Origin of the sequence: Mycobacterium sp. E3298 (assembly GCF_001666895.1) — a bacterium.
GTDB lineage: Bacteria > Actinomycetota > Actinomycetes > Mycobacteriales > Mycobacteriaceae > Mycobacterium.
The window spans coordinates 1-16,834 of sequence record NZ_LZJB01000159.1; the positions used below are offsets into that span (position 1 = coordinate 1).

Annotated in this window: 14 protein-coding genes, 1 tRNA gene and 1 pseudogene; 8 read left to right on the top strand and 8 right to left on the bottom strand. The window is 69.3% G+C overall.

What is annotated here, in order from left to right; genetic code table 11:
* The first annotated feature begins 275 nt into the window (after positions 1-275).
* Positions 276-3,068: a type I DNA topoisomerase gene (gene topA / locus A9X05_RS07495; protein ID WP_067758811.1), complete on the top strand. Its 2,793-nt coding sequence runs from the start codon at positions 276-278 to the stop codon at positions 3,066-3,068.
* Positions 3,069-3,071: 3 nt separating this feature from the next.
* Here the strand turns inward: topA and A9X05_RS07500 are convergent, their stop codons facing one another.
* Positions 3,072-4,745 (bottom strand): adenylate/guanylate cyclase domain-containing protein, encoded by a 1,674-nt coding sequence (locus A9X05_RS07500; RefSeq protein WP_231978289.1) that lies wholly within the window; start codon positions 4,743-4,745, stop codon positions 3,072-3,074.
* A gap of 106 nt (positions 4,746-4,851) precedes the next feature.
* On the opposite strand from A9X05_RS07500, the gene A9X05_RS07505 reads away from it, so the two are divergent.
* Positions 4,852-6,060, top strand: a complete 1,209-nt coding sequence (locus A9X05_RS07505) for a DNA polymerase III subunit delta' (RefSeq protein ID WP_067758806.1) — start codon at positions 4,852-4,854, stop codon at positions 6,058-6,060.
* Between the two features lie 51 nt (positions 6,061-6,111).
* Positions 6,112-6,187: transfer RNA gene (locus A9X05_RS07510), tRNA-Thr, on the top strand.
* Here A9X05_RS07510 and A9X05_RS07515 read toward each other — a convergent pair.
* Entirely contained in the window at positions 6,175-6,777 is a 603-nt protein-coding gene (locus tag A9X05_RS07515) for a TetR/AcrR family transcriptional regulator (RefSeq protein ID WP_197498963.1), read from the bottom strand. The genes A9X05_RS07510 and A9X05_RS07515 overlap by 13 nt on opposite strands.
* Positions 6,778-6,851: 74 nt before the next feature.
* On the opposite strand from A9X05_RS07515, the gene A9X05_RS07520 reads away from it, so the two are divergent.
* A complete protein-coding gene (locus A9X05_RS07520; RefSeq protein ID WP_231978292.1) occupies positions 6,852-8,066 on the top strand; it encodes an aromatic ring-hydroxylating dioxygenase subunit alpha in 1,215 nt (404 codons plus the stop codon).
* 1 nt (position 8,067) lies between these two features.
* Positions 8,068-8,868: a hypothetical protein gene (locus A9X05_RS07525; protein ID WP_067780384.1), complete on the top strand. Its 801-nt coding sequence runs from the start codon at positions 8,068-8,070 to the stop codon at positions 8,866-8,868.
* On the opposite strand, the gene A9X05_RS07530 is transcribed toward A9X05_RS07525, so the two are convergent.
* A complete protein-coding gene (locus A9X05_RS07530) occupies positions 8,865-10,682 on the bottom strand; it encodes a hypothetical protein (RefSeq protein ID WP_197498965.1) in 1,818 nt (605 codons plus the stop codon). The genes A9X05_RS07525 and A9X05_RS07530 overlap by 4 nt on opposite strands.
* Here A9X05_RS07530 and A9X05_RS07535 point away from each other — a divergent pair.
* Positions 10,648-11,592 carry an NAD-dependent epimerase/dehydratase family protein gene (locus A9X05_RS07535; RefSeq protein WP_156670205.1) on the top strand — a complete coding sequence of 315 codons (945 nt, stop codon included), beginning with the start codon at positions 10,648-10,650 and terminating at the stop codon, positions 11,590-11,592. The genes A9X05_RS07530 and A9X05_RS07535 overlap by 35 nt on opposite strands.
* Before the next feature lie 66 nt (positions 11,593-11,658).
* On the opposite strand, the gene A9X05_RS07540 is transcribed toward A9X05_RS07535, so the two are convergent.
* The 3 genes from A9X05_RS07540 to A9X05_RS07550 are packed head-to-tail and all read right to left on the bottom strand — an operon-like array spanning position 11,659 to position 14,017.
* A complete protein-coding gene (locus A9X05_RS07540) occupies positions 11,659-12,018 on the bottom strand; it encodes a DUF2304 domain-containing protein (protein ID WP_067758790.1) in 360 nt (119 codons plus the stop codon).
* Positions 12,015-12,716 (bottom strand): glycosyltransferase family 2 protein, encoded by a 702-nt coding sequence (locus A9X05_RS07545; protein WP_067780387.1) that lies wholly within the window; start codon positions 12,714-12,716, stop codon positions 12,015-12,017. The genes A9X05_RS07540 and A9X05_RS07545 overlap by 4 nt, the downstream gene beginning before the upstream one ends.
* A gap of 23 nt (positions 12,717-12,739) precedes the next feature.
* Complete coding sequence (locus A9X05_RS07550) at positions 12,740-14,017, bottom strand: hypothetical protein (protein WP_067780390.1); 1,278 nt, start codon at positions 14,015-14,017, stop codon at positions 12,740-12,742.
* 89 nt (positions 14,018-14,106) lie between these two features.
* Here A9X05_RS07550 and A9X05_RS07555 point away from each other — a divergent pair, with 89 nt between their 5' ends.
* Positions 14,107-15,192 carry a DUF475 domain-containing protein gene (locus A9X05_RS07555; protein ID WP_067758783.1) on the top strand — a complete coding sequence of 362 codons (1,086 nt, stop codon included), beginning with the start codon at positions 14,107-14,109 and terminating at the stop codon, positions 15,190-15,192.
* Here A9X05_RS07555 and A9X05_RS07560 read toward each other — a convergent pair.
* Complete coding sequence (locus A9X05_RS07560; RefSeq protein ID WP_067780392.1) at positions 15,189-15,881, bottom strand: hypothetical protein; 693 nt, start codon at positions 15,879-15,881, stop codon at positions 15,189-15,191. The two genes, A9X05_RS07555 and A9X05_RS07560, sit on opposite strands and share 4 nt — an antisense overlap.
* A 67-nt stretch (positions 15,882-15,948) precedes the next feature.
* On the bottom strand, positions 15,949-16,437 hold the full coding sequence (locus A9X05_RS07565) for an inorganic diphosphatase (protein ID WP_067758773.1): 489 nt from the start codon (positions 16,435-16,437) through the stop codon (positions 15,949-15,951).
* 114 nt (positions 16,438-16,551) lie between these two features.
* Here A9X05_RS07565 and A9X05_RS07570 point away from each other — a divergent pair.
* Positions 16,552-16,834 (top strand): annotated as a pseudogene (locus A9X05_RS07570) (D-alanyl-D-alanine carboxypeptidase); the annotation flags it as partial.

Below are 16,834 nucleotides of genomic sequence, written 5' to 3' on the forward strand. Positions count from 1 at the left end.
TCGTCGGCTATCACGCCTGGTAGAGAACGTGGGCGAAGCCCCAGACGGCGTTGACGCGTCAGCGGTGTGGCCGCGGGTATAACCGCGGAAAAAGATTTGTCCTGCGGGCAGTCGGTTTGCGCAGTCGCGCCCAAGGGTGGGAAATTGTCAGGTGCCCGAAGGCGAAGGAACGCTGGCGTATCTGAATTTCCCCGGAATTTCTGGCGCTGGCCTGTCATTCTTCTGCGGGGCGGCCTCGCAGGGGGGCCGAGATCAAGGATGGAGCGTAAGCGTAGTTGGCCGACCCGAATCTCAAGGACCGCGAGAGCGGCCGGGCTGGGAGCCGTAGGCGACTCGTCATTGTCGAGTCGCCGACCAAGGCGCGCAAACTGGCCGGCTACCTGGGCTCCAACTACATAGTGGAATCCTCCCGCGGCCACATCCGCGACCTGCCCCGCGCCGCGGCCGACGTGCCGGCGAAATACAAGTCGGAGCCCTGGGCGAGGCTCGGAGTCAACGTCGACCACGACTTCGAACCGCTCTACATCATCAGCCCGGAGAAGAAGAGCACCGTCAGCGAGCTGAAGGGCCTGCTCAAGGGCGTCGACGAGCTCTATCTGGCCACGGACGGTGACCGCGAGGGCGAGGCGATCGCCTGGCACCTGCTGGAAACCCTGAAGCCGAACATCCCGGTCAAGCGGATGGTGTTCCACGAGATCACCGAGCCGGCCATCCTCGAGGCCGCCGAAAACCCCCGTGACCTGGACATCGACCTGGTCGATGCGCAGGAAACCCGCCGCATCCTGGACCGGCTCTACGGCTACGAGGTCAGCCCGGTGCTGTGGAAGAAGGTGGCGCCGAAGCTGTCGGCGGGCCGGGTCCAGTCGGTGGCCACCCGCATCATCGTGCAGCGGGAACGCGACCGGATGGCGTTCCGCAGCGCCTCCTACTGGGACATCGTGGCCCAGCTGGACGCCAGCGTGTCCGACCCGCAGGCGTCACCGCCCACCTTCTCCGCCCGGCTGGCAGGCGTTGACGGCCTGCGCGTGGCCACCGGCCGCGATTTCGACTCGCTGGGCCAGCTGCGCAAGGCCGACGAGGTCACCGTTCTTAACGAGACCCAGGCGACCGAGCTGGCCGCCGGGCTGCGCGGCGCCCAACTGGCGGTCGCCTCGGTGGAGGAGAAGCCGTACACCCGGCGGCCCTACGCGCCGTTCATGACGTCGACGCTGCAGCAGGAGGCGGGCCGCAAGCTGCGGTTCTCGTCGGAGCGCACCATGAGCATCGCCCAGCGGCTCTACGAGAACGGCTACATCACCTATATGCGTACCGACTCGACCACGCTGTCGCAGTCGGCGATCAACGCCGCGCGCACCCAGGCGCGTCAGCTCTACGGCGAGGAATACGTCTCGCCGTCGCCGCGGCAGTACACCCGCAAGGTGAAGAACGCCCAGGAGGCGCACGAGGCCATCCGGCCCGCCGGCGAGGCGTTCGCCACCCCGGACGCGGTGCGCCGCGAGCTCGACGGCGACGAATTTCGGCTCTACGAGCTGATCTGGCAGCGCACCGTGGCCTCGCAGATGGCCGACGCGCGCGGGACGACGTTGAGCCTGCGGATCAACGGTGAATCCGGCGGCCGCCAGGTCGTGTTCTCGGCCAGCGGGCGCACCATCACGTTCGCCGGCTTTCTGAAGGCGTACGTGGAGACCGTCGACGAATTGGCCGGCGGCGAGGCCGACGACGCGGAGAGCCGGCTGCCGCAGCTGACGCAGGGTCAGCGGCTGGACGCCATCGAGCTCACCCCGGACGGCCACGCCACCAACCCGCCGGCACGCTACACCGAGGCGTCGCTGGTGAAGGCGCTCGAGGAGCTGGGCATCGGCCGGCCGTCGACGTACTCGTCGATCATCAAGACCATCCAGGACCGCGGCTACGTGCACAAGAAGGGCAGCGCCCTGGTGCCCTCCTGGGTCGCATTCGCCGTAACCGGTTTGCTGGAACAGCATTTCGGCCGGCTCGTCGATTACGGCTTCACCGCCGCGATGGAGGACGAACTCGACGCGATCGCCTCCGGGCAGGAGCGGCGCACCGACTGGCTCAACCGTTTCTACTTCGGCGGTGACCATGGCGTGGCCGATTCGGTGGCACGCTCCGGTGGTCTCAAGAAACTCGTCGGCGTCAACCTCGAAGGGATCGACGCCCGAGAAGTCAACTCCATCAAGCTCTTTGACGATGAGCAGGGTCGCCCCGTGTACGTCCGGGTGGGCAAGAACGGGCCCTACCTGGAACGCATGGTGACCGGCGACGACGGTGAACCGACGCCGCAGCGGGCCAACCTCAACGACTCGCTGACGCCCGACGAGCTGACGCTGGAGGTGGCCGAGCAGCTGTTCGCCACGCCGCAAGAGGGGCGCACGTTGGGCGTCGACCCGGAAACGGGTCACGAGATCGTCGCCAAGGACGGCCGGTACGGGCCGTACGTGACCGAGGTACTGCCGCCGCCGCCCGACGAGGAGGGTGGCGCCCCGGCGAAGAAGGGGAAGAAGCCCACCGGGCCCAAGCCCCGCACCGGCTCGCTATTGCGCAGCATGGACCTGCAGAGCGTCACGCTCGAGGACGCGCTGAAGCTGCTGTCGCTGCCCCGGGTGGTCGGAGTCGACCCGCAGACCGGTGAGGAGATCACCGCGCAGAACGGTCGCTACGGCCCATACCTGAAGCGCGGCACCGATTCTCGTTCTCTGGCGACCGAGGAGCAGATCTTCGAGATCACGCTGGACGAGGCGCTGAAGATCTACGCCGAGCCCAAACGCCGCGGTAGGCAGGGGGCGGCCGCGCCGCCGTTGCGGGAGCTGGGCGCCGACCCGGCGACCGGCAAGCCGATGGTGATCAAGGACGGCCGGTTCGGGCCCTACGTCACCGACGGCGAGACCAACGCGAGCCTGCGCAAGGGCGACGACGTCCTGTCGATCACCGACGAGCGCGCCGCCGAACTGCTGGCCGACCGGCGGGCGCGCGGTCCGGTGAAGCGGCCCGCGAAGAAGGCCGCCCGCAAGAAAGCGCCGGCCAAGAAGGCCGCCAAGCGCACCTAGGCCCTAGTAGCCGGGGCCGATCGACTCGCTGTGCAGCTCCTCGGCGGACCGCACGCGCTGGGAGTCCGTGGATCCGGCGAGCTTCACCGGCCGGGCCAGCTGGGTGGGGGCGGTGCGGCCGCGCAGCTCGACCACCTCGCCGACGTCCCAGCACAAGGCCTCGGCGTCGAGCGCGCCGCTGACCGCGATCGCCGACGCCAGCACGTGGCCGGACTCCAGCTTGGCCAGCTCGGTCAGCCGGGCGGCCTCGTTGACCGGGTCGCCGATCACCGTGTACTCGAAGCGGGCCTGCGCGCCGATGTGCCCGGCGATCGCCCTGCCCGCCGACACCCCGATCCCGAATTCCGCCGAACCGATCACCGGGAGGAGCTCGTCGTGCAGCTCGCGGGCCGCGGCCAGCGCGCCACCGGACGCGTCGGGATGCTCGATCGGCGCCCCGAAGATGGCCAGCGCGGCGTCGCCCTGGAACTTGTTGACGAAACCGCCGTGCCGGCCGACGGTTTCGACCACCACCCGGAAGAACTCGTTGAGCAGGTGGACCACCTCGGCGGGCGGTCGGGTCGCGGCGAGCTTGGTGGAGCCGACCAGGTCGACGAACAGGACCGCCACGTGGCGCTCCTGGCCGCCCAGCTCGGTGCCGCGCTCCAGCGCCCGGCGGGCCACGTCTTCGCCGACATAGCGGCCGAACAGGTCGCGCAGCCGCTGCCGCTCGGACAGGTCGCGCACCATGTCGTTGAAGCCGGCCTGCAGCAGGCCGAGTTCGCTGGCGTCGTAGATCTGCATGTGCGCGTTGTAGTTTCCGCGCTGCACCTCCGACAGCGCCCACCGCAGCTGGCGCAGCGGGTCGGCGATGGACATGGCGACCAGCAGGGTGCTGACGAAGCCGATGCCCAGCGCCGCCAGCGCCAGCAGGAGGATCGGCGTGAACAGCTTCTCGGGGGTGGCGTGCAGCAGGGACGCCTTGTCCGCCATCACCGCCAGCACGATGGCCAGCACCGGGACGGCGGTCGACAGCATCCAGGTCAGGATCTGCCGCAGGATGACGCCCGGCGCCTGGACGTTCTCGGGGACGCCGCTGCGCAGGGCCGCCACGGCGACCGGCCGCAGCACCCGCTCGGACTGCAGGTAGCCGATGATGGCCGTCGCCGCCGCGCCGAGCCCGGTGGCGACGGCCACGACGGGCGCCGCGAACCGGGCCACCGACCAGCTGGCGATGATGAACACCACCCCGCCGATGCACCAGGCGACCATGCTGATCAGCGTGCGGTAGAAGGGCATTCGCAGGGCGCGGCTACGGGCCAGCTCGGTGGCGGCCGGGTCGGCCTCGGCCAGCAGGTTGTCACGGCGCTGCCAGCGGAAGACCGGCATCAGCAGCTTCAGGTTCACCATCCAGCCGGCCAGGAACAGCACCACCAGCGCGGTGCCGAAGACCGCCAGGTTCAGCACCGGGAGATCTTGCAGCTGGATGCGGTCCTCGGGCGGCAGCGCGTAACGCAGGAAGCCGAGTACGAAGAGGGCGCCGATGATGTCGGCCTGCAGCATGCTCAGCGAGAACAGCGGCCACGGCGTGCGCACCACCCACCGGACGAATCCGCTGATCCGCCCGGGCAGTGCTGCCGGTGTTGCCACGATCCCACCGTATCGGTCAGCAGGGACTTGTCGGAAACTTACAACGATCTCGACGCGTCCCCGCGTGGGCCGAAAAGAGGCCAAATGTAACGGGATCGTCGCGATACGGTGGCCGATCGGTATATGTCGGCGGTGGTGGCTACTGTTACCGGTGATGTCCGGGGTGTTTACGCGGCTGGTAGGCCAGGACGTGGTGACGGCCGAGCTGCTCGCCGCCGCCAGGGCGGCCCGCGGTGACTTGGTTCACAGCGGCGCGGGCGACGGGACTATGACACATGCGTGGCTGATCACGGGTCCTCCCGGGTCGGGGCGCTCGGTCGCGGCGCTGTGCTTCGCCGCCGCGTTGCAGTGCACCTCCGACGGGGAACCGGGGTGCGGTCAGTGCCGGGCCTGCACCACGACCATGGCGGGCACCCACGCCGACGTCCGCCGGGTGGTCCCGGAGGGGCTGTCGATCGGGGTGGACGACATGCGGGCCATCGTGCAGATCGCGTCGCGGCGTCCGGCGACCGGGCACCGGCAGATCGTGGTGATCGAGGACGCCGACCGGCTCACCGAGGGCGCCGCCAACGCGCTGCTCAAGGTCGTCGAGGAGCCGCCGCCGTCGACGGTGTTCCTGTTGTGCGCGCCGTCGGTGGATCCGGAGGACATCGCCATCACGCTGCGTTCCCGGTGCAGGCACGTCGCGCTGGTCACCCCGCCGACCGAGGCGATCGCCCGCGTGCTGGTCGACAGCGACGGCCTGAGCCCCGAGACCGCGGACTGGGCGGCGTCGGTCAGCGGCGGCCACGTGGGCCGGGCGCGGCGGCTGGCCACCGATCCCGAGGCCCGCGAGCGCCGGGAACGGGCGCTGGCGCTGGTGCGCGACGCCGCGACCCCGTCGCGGGCCTACGCCGCCGCCGAGGAGCTGGTCGCCGCGGCGGAGGCCGAGGCGGTGGTGCTCACCGCGGACCGCGCCGAGGCCGAGACCGAGGAGCTGCGGACGGCCCTGGGCGCCGGCGGCACCGGCAAGGGCACCGCCGGGGCGATGCGCGGCGCCACGGGCGCGATGAAGGACCTCGAGCGGCGGCAGAAGTCGCGTCAGACCCGGGCCTCGCGCGACGCGCTCGACCGGGCGCTGATCGACCTGGCCACTTATTTCCGCGATGCGCTGATGGTCTCGGCCGGTGCCGGGTCGGTGCGGCACAACCATCCGGACATGGCCGACCGGGTGTCGGCGCTGGCCGCGCACTCCTCGCCGCAGCGGCTGCTGCGCTGCATCGAAGCGGTCCTGGAGTGCCGCGAAGCGTTGGCGATCAACGTCAAGCCCAAGTTCGCCGTCGACGCGATGGTGGCCACCTTCGGCCAGGAACTGCGCGACTAACTTGGGGGTGCCCGCCCCGCTGCCGTAGACTCGTGCCGCCCTGAAGGGCACGCCACCTTAGCTCAGTCGGTAGAGCGGCTCACTCGTAATGAGCAGGTCAGGAGTTCGATTCTCCTAGGTGGCTCCATCCGGTAGCAGCACCTCGATCAGGCGCTCCACCCGCTCGCTAACCGCGGCGCGCGACGCCCTGATCGCCGACAGGTCATCGAAGTGACAAAGCCCGAGGAGCAGCAGAAACACGACTTTCGTCGTGGCTTGCGGGTTTGGATCAGCCCCCAGGGTTCCGACGAAGCGGTCCGCGTAATCCCGATGCCACTGCGCGATCAGGGACGCCAACCGCTCGTCGCGCCGGCTGGCCAGGTGCAGCTCGGCGATCAGCCGGCGGTTCTGTGTCATCTCCGGCCGTAGGTAGGCCATCGCGATCGCTTGCAGGGTCCCGGCACCGCGTCCCGCCCGCAGCGCGGCCGCGGTGATTTGGTCGAGGGCACGCACCGCCGCCGCGTACAGCAATTCCTCCCGGCTGTGAAAGTGGTTGTACACGGCGGTCGGTGAGACGCCCGCCCGCTCCGCGATCCGTGGCAGCGTGCTCCCCTCAAAACCCCTTTCGACGCATACGGTCGTTGCGGCGTCAAGGAGTCGCTGCGCGGTCAACTGCCCGTCCGAGTTCGGCGGGCGGCCCCGCGGGCGACGCGCGGGCGCCTTCTGCTTGTTCGGCATGCTCGCCATTCTTGCGGGCAGAAGGCAGCATGTCTTGATAAATGAACGATCATTCATATAATCGGATGGTGGCGATGGGCTCGCGGGTGATGGACGGGGTAAAGCGGCACGCGCAAGCCGAGGCGGATCGGCGGGTGTATCCGCCGGACTTCCCGGTGCTCCCGCCCGTGCCCGCCGGGCGGTATTTCGACGCCGATTTCGCCAAGCTCGAAGCCGCTGCGGTCTTTTCGCGCTCGTGGTTGTTCGTCGCCCACGCCGATCAGCTGCGCAACCCCGGCGACTACCTCCTGCTCGAGCAGCTCGACAAGCCGGTCATGCTGATCCGCGGCCGGGACAACGTCGTTCGCGCCTTCTACAACACCTGCCGGCACCGGGGGGCCGCGCTCGTCGAAGAGTCGCGGGGCAACGTCGGCCGCAGGCTCACGTGCCCGTTCCACGCGTGGACGTACTCGCTCGAGGGGAAACTTGTCGGCTACCCCGAGGCGTCCAACTTCTCCGGCCTGGACCCTACGTGCCACGGCCTGGCCGAGGTCCGGTGCGAGTCGTGGGGACCCCTCGTGTTCGTCAACCTCGACCGCGATGCGCATCCGTTGTCCGCGTTTCTCGGGCCGGTCGGCGAGGAGCTGAGCGACTTCGCCGAGCTCGACGGGCGGCTGCACCTGGTGGATCGCACGGTGCGCGACGTCCCGGTCAACTGGAAGCTGCCCGTCGACGCCAATCTCGAGACCTACCATGTCAACTACGTGCACCGCGCCACGGCCGCGCGCGCACTTCAGCAGTCGGCGACCGGCATACAGCTGCTGCGCAACGGCCATTCCCGGATGCTCGTCTCGTATCGCGACGGCATCGACGGCGAATCGCTCTCACCGTTCCCGTGCGTATTTCCCGGCCTCGGTGATCTGCCATTCCTGGGAACGTTCTCCTACCACGTCTTCCCGAACCTGAGCATCGTGTTCAACGGCGCCGGGTTCGTCTTCTTGATCACGAATTGGCCGACCGGCCCGGCCACGTCGACGTACCGCGTCCACTGGTGTTCGTCGCTCGCTGCGGAGGGCAACCGGGAGACCCACGACGCCTTCATCGCGGTCTTGTCCCAGGTGCTCTTCGAGGACCTCGGCGTCCTGCCCGGCGCCCAGCGGTCGCTGAACGCAGGAGCCCTCGAGTCGCTGCGGCTCGGCTACCACGAGCGGCGGATCTATTATCTGCACGAAGCCATCGACCGGGCCATTGGCATCGAGCGCGTCCCCGAATCTCTTTGTGTATCACAGCTTCTCGGCCCGGACGAGTGAGGTGCATCCCTTCGTCGCGCTGATGCGCCGCTACTGCATCGACTATACGAACTCGCACGACCAATCGGTCTGCGCGGAGATCATGGAGCCCGACTACGTCGTGCACATCAACGGCCTGGCGCTCGTCCGGTCGACCACCTATGCCGACGCCGTTCGCCAAATCTTCGACGCCGCACCGGGTCTGGGCATCGTCGTGCACGAGTTCGTGCTCAACGGCGATCGCCTGTGCATGCACTTCAGTGAGCACGCGGCCATGCCGGCGGGACAGAAGCGCGCTCTCACCTGCTGGCGCGGCGTCGGACTGTACAAGTGGAACGGCACTCGTTTGACGGAAAACTACGTTGAGCAGGACTACTTCGCGATGCGGGCCCAAATCGCCGGCGGCCAACCGCATCCGCTGATTCCGCCGCACATCGATCCATGGATGTCGACCGAGGCGGTGCCCGCTGACCCCGACGCCGAAGCAATCGTGCGCGCGTGGCTGGAAAGGGGAGATCTCGCCGACGCCGACGTCCACGAGATCGACGACGAACGCATCGGCGCCACCCAGCAAGCGGTGCTCGATCCGCGCGGCGTCGTGGTCAACGACTTGTTCTCCGCGGGCGACGACGTTCCGTTCCATGTCACGATCCACGGCGCCTACCGGGGTGGCCTGGGTGCCGGCTCCGAACCATTCGTCGGAAAGCCGGCGTCGTTGCACGCCGCCGGGATCGCCCGCGTCGCCGATGGCGCCGTCGCCTCCGTGAAAGCCGTGACCGGACGCGCTCAGACGTTCGCTGAGCTCAGACGTGACGCGCGTTAGGCCGGCGCGAGGAAACCCACCGGGCCCGACGCGACGCACAACGCCAGCGCGGTGGTGTTGGCGCGCACGGTGATCGCATCCCCGGCGCCCGGCAGGCGGGCGAAGACGCGGTTGAGGCCCGGGTGCACGGGCACCTTGGCTTCCGGTCCCTGCGTCAGCGCCAGCGTCATGGTTCCCTCGCTGTTGGCCAGGTAGTTGAGCTCGACGCTCCAGTCGGCCGGCAACAGCGGCCCGTCGAGAACCAGGCGCGCGGGCTTGTCCGGCTGCGCGAAATACCCGCACTGCGGCATGGGTCCCGGAACGATCGTCCGCACCCAGGTCACCCGCGCCTTGACCAGTCGGCCCGAGCTGTCCAGCATCCGCAATTGCGTTGTTGCCGAAGCGAATTCGGGCCTATCCCCGAGCAGGGCGAACAGGTGGCTGGCCAGGTTCTCCGGTGCCGCCACCCGCTGCAGCACCAGCGGATCGACCTCCTGGTCGAGCAGCGGGGCGGTCGAGGCGGCGTGTGCCGCGGCCAGGTCGGCCCGAGCGTTCCGCAGATAGGGCTGGGCCGGGTTGTCGCGCCAGCTGGTCAAAAACGTCGCCGTCGAATACAGGCTGCTGGCCACGAACAACACCGCCAGGCCCAGCGTCACCGCCGCGCGCCTGGGCGAGGCATCGAGCCAGCGCGGCGCGGCGGGCCGGTTCGGCGCGCACAACGCGACGGCGGCCAGCAGCGCGAGCACAAACACGAGATCCGGGAAATACCGCAGGGTTTGGGCGAGTTCGAGTGCGGTCTGCTTCGACGAGCGCATCAGGTAGATCGGCACCTGGCAGGCGACCGCGTAGCCGGCGGCGGTCACCCACACCGGCCCGATGCGCTGCTTGCGCAGCAATGACACCGCGAGGGTGCCCGCCAGCACCAGCCAGCCGAGCGCCATCACCAACGGCGGGGGCGTCGCCCACGGCGAGGCGGGTGCCCAGCGGTCCCAATGCCAGGGCCCGCCGGCCAGCCCCGGCACGATGCCGTGGGTGATCGATCGCGCCAGCAGCTCGGAGGTCATCGCCAGGTCCGAACTCCAGCGCCGCTGGTTCACCACAGCCAGGTACAGCGCGATCCAGCCCGCGGTCAAAGACAGCGTCGGGATCCACAACCGCAGCCCGGCCCGCCACACCGTGAGCAGCGCCGCCCGATCTCCCCGATCTCCCTGCACGTGGCGCAGCAGCGCGGTCACCGCGAACGCGACGAACGGAATCACCGCGGCCTTCTCGAAGAACAGCAGCCCGCCGAAGTACACCAGCGTCCCGGTCACCGCGTAGCGCCCGTTGCCGGTGCGGACCAGCAGCACGGCGTCGCCGCACACCCAGGCCAGCGCGGCCAGCATCGGCAGCGAGTTCAGCGCCGCCGCCCACCAGGCGAACCCCGGCACCGCCAGCGGGGTGAACAGCGCGAACGTCAGGGGGAGCAGCAGCACCGGCCGCCAGCCCAGGATGACGTGCAGGGCCCGCAGCAGCGCCAGCGAGGCCAGCAGCTGCAGCACCAGCAGGCTGATCGCCGGCCCCGTCCAGTTCAGGGGGGCCAGCCGGATGATCGCGCCGCCGACCAGGAAGGCGCCGGGCATGACGTGGCCGTCGTGGTCGTCGAACAGGTATGCCGGCGACAGCAGGTTGTGGGTGCCGGCCTTGCCGATGAGGATCAGGTCGTCCCAGTAGAAGTAGCCCCCGAACGCCAGCGCCGCGCGTATGCCCAGCGCAGCGGCGATCAGCGCGATGGCCACGGCCGCTATGTATGGTGGGCCGGTGCGCGCACTGGTCACCGGAGCAGCCGGATTCATCGGGTCGACGCTAGTCGACCGCCTCCTGGCCGACGGCCACGCGGTCGTGGGGCTGGACAACTTCGCCACCGGCCGTGCGACCAACCTCGAGCACCTGGCCGACAACCCGTCGCACGTCTTCGTCGAGGCCGACATCGTCACCGCCGATCTGCGGGCGATCCTCGACGAGCACCGGCCCGAGGTGGTGTTCCACCTGGCTGCCCAGATCGACGTGCGGCACTCGGTCGCCGACCCACAGTTCGACGCTTCGGTCAACGTCGTCGGGACGGTGCGCCTGGCCGAGGCGGCGCGGCAGACGGGGGTGCGCAAGGTCGTGCACACCTCGTCGGGCGGGTCCATCTACGGCACGCCGCCGGTGTATCCGACCCCCGAATCGGTGCAGCCCGACCCTGCCTCGCCGTACGCCGCGGGCAAGGTGGCCGGCGAGATCTACCTGAACACCTTCCGCCATCTCTACGGCTTGGACTGCTCGCACATCGCGCCGGCCAACGTCTACGGCCCCCGCCAGGACCCGCACGGGGAGGCGGGCGTGGTGGCGATATTCGCCCAGGGGCTGCTGTCGGGCAAGCCCACCAAGGTGTTCGGCGACGGCGGCAACACCCGCGACTATGTGTTCGTCGACGACGTGGTCGACGCCTTCGTCAAGGCCGCCGGCGAGGCGGGCGGCGGTCAGCGCTTCAACGTGGGCACCGGCGTGGAAACCTCGGACCGGCAACTGCACTCGGCGGTGGCCGCCGCCGTCGGCGCGCCCGACGACCCGGAGTTTCACCCGCCGCGGCTGGGCGACCTGAGGCGGTCGTGCCTCGACATCGGTTTGGCCGAGCGGGTTTTGGGGTGGCGGCCGCGGGTGGGGCTCGACGACGGCGTGCGCCGCACGGTCGAGTACTTCCGCAAGACGCGCGCTCTTTGACGTTGCGCCGAGCGTGGGTACAGCTCGGGTGTGCGTTCGCGGCTTGAGTGCACGCGGGCCTGGGGGCTAGACGTTCGACGCGGATTGAGGAGCGTCGGGCTCCTCGGCGCCCTCGAGCGCGACCGCCCGGGCGAGGCGCGCGTAGCGCAGCTCGAGGTCCTTGAACCGCATGTAGGTGCTGAGCGTGGTGAAGCAGAACGCCATGACGAGCGCGTAGAGCATCAGGTCCGTGCCGCGGCGCACCCCGAACCAGTTCGCGACGACCGTGGTGTCGTCGGGCCGCAGCACGGCATAGACGCCGGCCAGCACGAAGACGACGTAGCCGACCTTGACCCAGGCCCGGGACCGCGCGTTCCTGCGGGACCGCAGCAGGTAGACCAGCAGCGCGATGATCGTCCCGATCAGCAGCACCTGGATCCAGTTCATCGTGAAGTCCTCCCTCGCAGGAACCCGTCGAAGATGATGTTCACCCCGTTGAGGAGCGGCTGGCCCTTCGACTTCGAGTAATCGGTGTAGAGCACCTCTACCGGTTGTTCGACCACGCGCCAATGGTTTTCGGCGATCAGCATGATGAACTCGTTGGCGTGGCTCATCCCGCTCATGGTGATGTCGAGCCCGTCGGCGACCTTCTTGTTGAAGACGCGCAGCCCATTGTTGGTGTCGGTCAGGCCAAGTCGGCGACCGCGCCGGCTCAGCCGCGCGGCGGTCTGCAGCACCAGCCGCTTCAGGAACGGCGGCCGGGCGCCGACACGGGCGCCGAACCGCGTCCCGATGACGACGTCGACGTCCTCCGCGCAGAGCCGGTCGACCATCGCGGCCAGATCCTTGACCCGGTGTTGCCCGTCACCGTCGAACGTGGCGAAAACCTGCGCCCCAGGCTGTTTGCGCGCGTACTCGACGCCGGTCTGGATGGCCGCGCCCTGCCCCAGGTTGATCGGGTGGCGCACCAGGTGAGCACCGGCGCGCCTGGCGATGTCGCCCGTGTCGTCGGTGCTGCCGTCGTCCACGCACACGACGTTGTCGAAGACGGAACGCACATCGGCGACCACCTCGCCGATGACGGCGGCTTCGTTGAAGGCCGGGATGACGATCCAGGCGCCCGAGTATTTGGCTTCAGTAACCATCTAGCCCACCAGGTTAGCCAGGATCAGCCGGCTAAGCGGTCGGCGCGCGCCAGCGCCACCAGATGAACGCCGATTCCGACCAGCGGGCCGCACAACAGGCCGACCACGGTGCGCGTCTGCAGCGCCAGCGGCAGGAGCAGCAACAGGCCCGACGCGACCGTCGCGCCCACCCAGCCCAGCGCGTATGCCCGGTGCAGCGCGGCCGCGACGGCGCCCGCACCGGTGAGCGTCAGCATCGCGATCGCCACCGCGGCCGCCGTCAGCCAGGCCAGGAGCGCCCCGCCGGCGTCATACTGCGGCCCGAACGCGACCCGCAGCAGCCAGGGGCCCACCACCCCGGCGGCCAGCACCCCGACCGCGCCGATGCCCCCGATGATGCCGGCCGGGACGACCAGGGCGCGGATGCGGTCGCTGCGCGCGTCGACGAAATGCGCGATCAGGTTGCCCTGCATGGCCGTCAGCGGCACCAGCAGCGGCGCCCGCGTCAGCGTCACGGCGAGGATGATCACCCCGCCCTCGGCGCCGAGCTCGTTGCTGGTCAGCTTCAACAACACCGGAAACCCCATCACCAGGATCGCGCTGGCGCCCGCGGCGGTGATCGAATGGGCGGCCCCGCGGAGGAAGGTCTGGGCCCCGCCGGGTGTCAACAACCGGGAGGCCGCCCGGGCCGAGGGCGACGCGACCAGCATGATCAGCCACGCGACCGCGCCCGCGACCGTGGCCCACAGGAAGCCGACCAGGCGCCAGCCGAGCAGGACGGTCGCGGCGGCGACGGCGACCCGGATGACGGCGTCGGTGACCATCAGCGCTCCGTAGCCGGTCCACCGATCGGTGCCGGCCAGCATGCCCAGCAGGGTGGCGTGCACGCAGAACCCGGCCAGCCCGACGCTGAGCAGCCCGACCGACAGCCAGCGTTCCTCGACGAAGACCCGCCCGCTCCACAGCGGCGAGGTGCCGGCGATCACCACGGCCGCGCCCACCCCGACCAGCATGGCGACCCGCAGCGGGTGGGTCCGCGGTTCGTCGGCAACGCGCAGGACATCAGGGAGGTGCCGGGTCGAGCGGACCTCCCGGGTGGTCTCTTGGAGCAGACCGTTCGCGGCGCCGGTGACCAGACCGAAGGCCCCCCAAAACACCCCGAACACCGAGAAGCCGCCCGGCGCCAGGTCGCGGGCGGCGAGGTAGATGACCGCGTACCCGCACAGGGCTGTCAGCGCCGTCGCGGTGGCGACCCGGGCCACGCTGCCGCGCGTGATCGGACCGGCGCCGGTGGACGCTGGGGTACCGCCGACTTCGGGCATCGCCACAATCTGAAAATAGTAAGTCCCGTGGACACGGGTCTGCGGCGGCGACCGCTGTTCGCTATCGTGGGCGGCTGTCGGAAAGGACCTTGGCCGCCTTGCGCATCTTCGGGATCTCGCTGTTGGTCACCGTGGCGGCCCTCGCGGTCGGATATGCCCACGGCGGCCTGAAGGACCTCTTCCTGCTGCTGGTGCTCGCCACCCTCGAGATCTCGCTGTCGTTCGACAACGCCATCATCAACGCCGCGATCCTCAAGCAGATGAGCCCGTTCTGGCGGCAGATGTTCCTGACCGTCGGGATTCTGATCGCGGTGTTCGGGATGCGGCTGCTCTTCCCGCTGTTGATCGTGTGGGCGACCGCGGGCCTCGATCCGGTTCGTGCGATGGAGTTGGCGCTGCATCCGCCGCCGCACGGCGCGCTGGAATTCCCCGACGGCTCACCGAGCTACGAAAAGCTGATCGCCGCCGCGCATCCGCAGATCGCGGCGTTCGGCGGGACCTTCCTGCTGATGCTGTTCCTGGATTTCGTCTTCCACGACCGAGACATCAAGTGGCTCAAGTGGATCGAGATCCCGTTCGCCCGCATCGGGCGGCTGGGCCAGGTGCCGGTGGCGGTGGCCGCTGTCGCGCTGGTCCTGGTGGGAACGGGATTGGCGCATTCCGGTGCGGAGCGGGCGACGGTGCTGACGGCCGGGTTGCTCGGGCTGGTGACGTACCTGGTCGTCAACGGTCTGAGCCGGGCGTTTCGGCCGCCGGACATCGAGGCGGCCTCGGCGGGAAAAGCGGCCGGCAAGGCCGGCCTGACCATGTTTCTCTATCTCGAGGTGCTCGACGCCGCGTTCTCGTTCGACGGGGTCACCGGCGCCTTCGCGATCACCTCGGACCCCGTCGTCATCGCGCTGGGCCTCGGGCTGATCGGGTCGATGTTCGTCCGGTCCATCACCATTTTCCTGGTCAAGCAGGAAGCGCTGGACCGCTACGTCTACCTGGAACACGGCGCGCACTGGGCGATCGGCGTGCTGGCGGTGATCATGCTGCTGTCGATCAACCCGCACTTCGAGGTTCCCGACGCCCTCACCGCTTCCGTCGGCGTGGTGTTCATCGGGGCCGCGCTGGGCTGGAGCGTGTTGCGCAATCGGCGCCAGGCCAGGGCGGCCGCGTCGCCGGCGGCCTAGGCCTCGATCTGGCCCGCGATGCGCCGTTCGATGCTGACCCTCGCGGGGGCGGGCAGCGCGATCAGGCCGTCCAGTTCCTTGCTCGCCCGCACGTAGGCATGCTGTCGCTCCTCGCGGGTGGCGGCGTCGTCCTGCGCGAGGTGCAGCAGGCTCTGGGCCCGCGCCATCCGTTGTTGCTCGTCCGCCGAGAAGTCGCTGCGGCGCCGGCGAATCGCCTCCGCCTCGGCGATCTCGAACGCACTGATGTACTCGTGGACGGCGTCGCGGTATTCGGCCAACGCGTCGCGGTCGCCAAGCAGATCTTCGGGCGGTTCCGGCCGCAGTAGGTCCGCATGCCGCTTCGCCTTGTGAAACGCGACGGTCAGGGGAGCCCGCATATCGGTCATCATCGGGAAGTCCAGCAATCGCGCGATATCGACCTCGTAGTCGAGCCACCGCGCGTCGGTCCGATCATGCGCCTCAACGAGTTTGGCGATCTCTCGTCGGTCGCTGTCCCGGTTCGTCCGCGCCCGCCCGGAGGCCTCGGCCACCGCGATCTTGGCTTGCTGCTTGAGCCGATACCGTTCGAGCCGTCGCTCGGCCCGCCGCTCGTTCGCGGCGGCGACGGCCCGAAGGCCTCCACCGATTGCGCCGCCCAGCGGGAAGACCAGCCACCAGAAGTTGGCCGCGAAATGCAACACCGGGGTCACATCGCCAGGATGCCACCGGAAACCGGTGTGCGGTTACGCCGTGAGCGTCACCGCACGCCGTAAGGCGTCAGTGCCCGTTCGACTTGAACCGCTCCACCGAGCGCTGCACCTCGGCCTCGGCGTCCGCGCGGCCGACCCAGTCGGCGGCCTTGACGAACTTGCCCGGCTCGTTGTCCTTGTAGTGCTCGAAGAAGTGCTTGATGTCGTCCAACTCGTACTGCGGGACGTCGCCGATGTCCTGTACGTGATCCCACCGGTGGTCGCCGGCCGGCACGCACAGCACCTTGTCGTCGCCGCCTTTCTCGTCGACCATGCGGAACATCGCCACCGGCCGCACCTCGATCAGCACACCCGGGAACACCGGCTGGGGCAGCAGCACCAGCGCGTCCAGCGGATCCCCGTCCTCGCCGAGGGTGTCCTCGATGAACCCGTAATCAGCGGGATAGGCCATCGGGGTGTGGAGATAGCGGTCCAAACGCACACGTCCGGTCTCGTGGTCGATCTCGTACTTGTTGCGCTGGCCCTTCGGAATCTCGATGGTCACGTCGAATTGCACTGGGCGCTCCTTAGATCTGGGCGTTTCGCGGTGGTCCGTTTGCGTCGGGGATCACCCTAGTCGAGGCCTGTGCGGCGGATTCGGCAGAATGGGCGGGAGACAGTCAGGAGAGCGATGGGTCCCACTCGCTGGCAAAAATCCACCCATGTGTTCGTCGGGTTGGCCGTGCTGGCGTTTGTCGCCGCGGTGGTCGCGGCGGCAACGTTTTTCACCTCGGCGGGGCACGGCGGCAACAATTCGCACGCCCCGATGCCGCCCCCACACGCGCCGACCGTCAAGCCGGGAATGGTCCCGGTCAGCGACACCGCCGAGACACCGAGCCCCGCCGGGGTGGCGGCCGTGCTGGGGGCCGTGGCCGCCGATCCCAACCTCGGCAGGTTGGGCGCCCGGGTCACCG

Bases quoted from the DNA above. Each gene is read 5' to 3' on its own strand.
- A9X05_RS07550 (WP_067780390.1), bottom strand. From the start codon at position 14,017: ATGCCCGAAGTCGGCGGTACCCCAGCGTCCACCGGCGCCGGTCCGATC.
- A9X05_RS07515 (WP_197498963.1), bottom strand. From the start codon at position 6,777: ATGCCGAACAAGCAGAAGGCGCCCGCGCGTCGCCCGCGGGGCCGCCCG.
- A9X05_RS07505 (WP_067758806.1), top strand. From the start codon at position 4,852: ATGTCCGGGGTGTTTACGCGGCTGGTAGGCCAGGACGTGGTGACGGCC.
- A9X05_RS07520 (WP_231978292.1), top strand. From the start codon at position 6,852: ATGGGCTCGCGGGTGATGGACGGGGTAAAGCGGCACGCGCAAGCCGAG.
- A9X05_RS07530 (WP_197498965.1), bottom strand. From the start codon at position 10,682: ATGAATCCGGCTGCTCCGGTGACCAGTGCGCGCACCGGCCCACCATAC.
- A9X05_RS07545 (WP_067780387.1), bottom strand. From the start codon at position 12,716: ATGGTTACTGAAGCCAAATACTCGGGCGCCTGGATCGTCATCCCGGCC.
- A9X05_RS07540 (WP_067758790.1), bottom strand. From the start codon at position 12,018: ATGAACTGGATCCAGGTGCTGCTGATCGGGACGATCATCGCGCTGCTG.